At 36.0% G+C, this 2343-nt stretch carries 2 protein-coding genes and 1 pseudogene; 1 reads left to right on the top strand and 2 read right to left on the bottom strand.

Features of this window, described 5'->3' with window-relative positions:
- Together AC3DU7_RS06720 and fabG are read right to left on the bottom strand one after the other, a co-directional pair.
- A pseudogene (locus tag AC3DU7_RS06720) lies at positions 1-395 on the bottom strand (UDP-N-acetyl-D-glucosamine dehydrogenase); the annotation flags it as partial.
- Positions 396-964: 569 nt separating this feature from the next.
- Positions 965-1732 carry a 3-oxoacyl-[acyl-carrier-protein] reductase gene (gene fabG / locus AC3DU7_RS06725; RefSeq protein ID WP_488038583.1) on the bottom strand — a complete coding sequence of 256 codons (768 nt, stop codon included), beginning with the start codon at positions 1730-1732 and terminating at the stop codon, positions 965-967.
- Positions 1733-1924: 192 nt separating this feature from the next.
- Here fabG and trxA point away from each other — a divergent pair, with 192 nt between their 5' ends.
- Positions 1925-2242, top strand: a complete 318-nt coding sequence (gene trxA / locus AC3DU7_RS06730) for a thioredoxin (RefSeq protein ID WP_488038584.1) — start codon at positions 1925-1927, stop codon at positions 2240-2242.
- The last annotated feature ends 101 nt before the right edge of the window (positions 2243-2343 follow it).

Here is a 2343-nt window from a genome sequence, read left to right on the forward strand (position 1 = left end):
AACTGCCCTGGTTTTAAGCGATGAGCAACTTCTCTAGTAACACTTTCAACATAACTTAAATTAGGAGTTAAATTTTTAGTCAAAGGAGTAGGCACGCAAATTACAATTGCATCTGCCTCAGAAATATTTTCAAAACCATTAAAAGCTTTAAGATTTCCACTTTCAACAACTTGTTTTAATTCCTCATCTTTAACATCGCTAATATAATTCTCAGCTTGATTAACTTTTTTTGCTCTAACAGGATTTTGTTCTATACCTATTACTGAAAAACCCACCTTAGCTTTCTCCACAGCAAAAGGCAAACCAACGTATCCTAAACCGACCACTGAGACAATAGCAGTATGATTTTTTATCTTCTCTTTTAGTTGTTCTACAGATTGTTTTTTTTCAGTCATTGATGATTCTGTTTATTTAGGATTTAATAATTAGGTTATTAATGTTGTTAATAAGTTTGTCTTCTGAGTTTGACTTTAATTTAAAAACAAAGCAAACACTCCATTTCACCCCATCATATTCGCCGGACTCAACTTTTTCAATGGAGGAAAGCCCTAGAGAGAATCCTAACCCATAGTTTGTGGGCGGAACATGAACTTTCACAGCAAGTACACATTGAAACGGGTGACCCACGAAATCATTTGCACTCACCGATGGCAAATGTCTAGTTTTGTCTAGTTTTCAAGAAGGTGAAAACTAGGAGTCAGAAGTCAAATTTGTTAAGCACCCCAAACTTAAAAAAAGCGGTGTGTTAGGGTCTGCTTTGTTCAGCTAACGCAGCCCAATAGACTAACACACCTTAAAATTTTGCATTATAAAAAAAGGTCAAACCTTGCCATAACAAAAATTATACAAAAAAGCCAATCCACAGTTTTAGACGTATCGGTCTACCACTTGACTGTTTCATTATTATCAATTTTTCTTACTTTTGACTTTTTTTTTACTTTTGCTTTTTGACTTTTGACTTTGATTAAGCCATCACCATCCCTCCATCCACATTAAATACTTGACCTGTAATATAATTAGCCGCACTATCAGCAGCTAAAAATTTAATCATACCCGCTACTTCTTCTGGTGTACCATAACGACCGAGAGGAATAAACTTGATAATTTCCTCATAATTTTTTAAGTCCTTAGTCATATCAGTCGCTATAAACCCAGGAGCAACTGCATTTGCTGTAATACCACGATTAGCAAGTTCTTTTGCTACACTTTTAGTAAAACCAATAACCCCTGCTTTAGCTGCACTATAATTAGCTTGACCGGGATTACCCATTTGCCCAGTTACAGAAGCAATATTAATAATACGCCCACTCTTTTGTTTAAGCATAATTTTGCTAACAGCACGGGTACAGAGAAAGACTCCCGTTAAATTTAGGTCTATTACTGACTGCCAGTCATTAGGTTTCATCCGTAAAAGCAAAGTATCACGGGTAATACCAGCGTTATTAACCAAAATATCAATGCGATTCCATTTTTCCATCACTTCTTTGACGAGGGTATCAACATCCTCAGCTTTAGAAACATCTGCTTGAAGTGCCATCCCATTGCCACCAGCAGCAACTATTTCTGCCACTACTTCCACAGCCGCTCCACTAGAGTTAGCATAGTTAACAACTACATTTGCCCCTTCCATTGCTAATGCTAAAGCTGCTGCCCGACCAATTCCTCTAGATGCACCTGTGATTATTGCTACTTGTCCCTTCAAACGCTGTAATGTTTCGGGTAATGCCTCCATAATTAAATCCTTTCTTATATGGTTTAAACTAATTTATCTTAGGAGATTATGGCTTGTTAAGTTAAGCTAATATAGCGCTACGTGCAAAGCAACAGGAAATAGAGGAATACAAAAGGGTTTTAGCTTTTATTCATGTTAAACACCTTAATGCGTAGCGCTATAATTTATAGGTTAAGTATATATTTTCTCAAGATGGCAATTAAAAAGCAGTTTAATAGTTTTGATGAGTTACTGGCTAATTCAGAAATGCCTGTTCTGGTAGATTTTTATGCTACTTGGTGTGGCCCTTGTCAAATGATGGCCCCTATTCTCGAACAGGTCAATCAGATGATGAAAGATCGACTGCGGATAGTTAAAATTGATACAGATAAATATCCTCAGTTGGCATCAAAGTATGGCATTCAAGCTTTGCCAACTTTGGTCTTGTTTAAAAATGGTCAGCTAGCAGAACAGATAGAAGGGGTTATACAAGCACAACAGTTAGTTGAACGCTTGGAGAATATTGTCTAAATTTAACTAAATATTTTTGAAGAAATAGACATAATTATGATTTAGGTGAATAGCGTATTTATGCTCACATTAAAAAGCAAAAATCTGCTAAGATACTAGTA

It is taken from the genome of Okeania sp., from assembly GCF_983059655.1.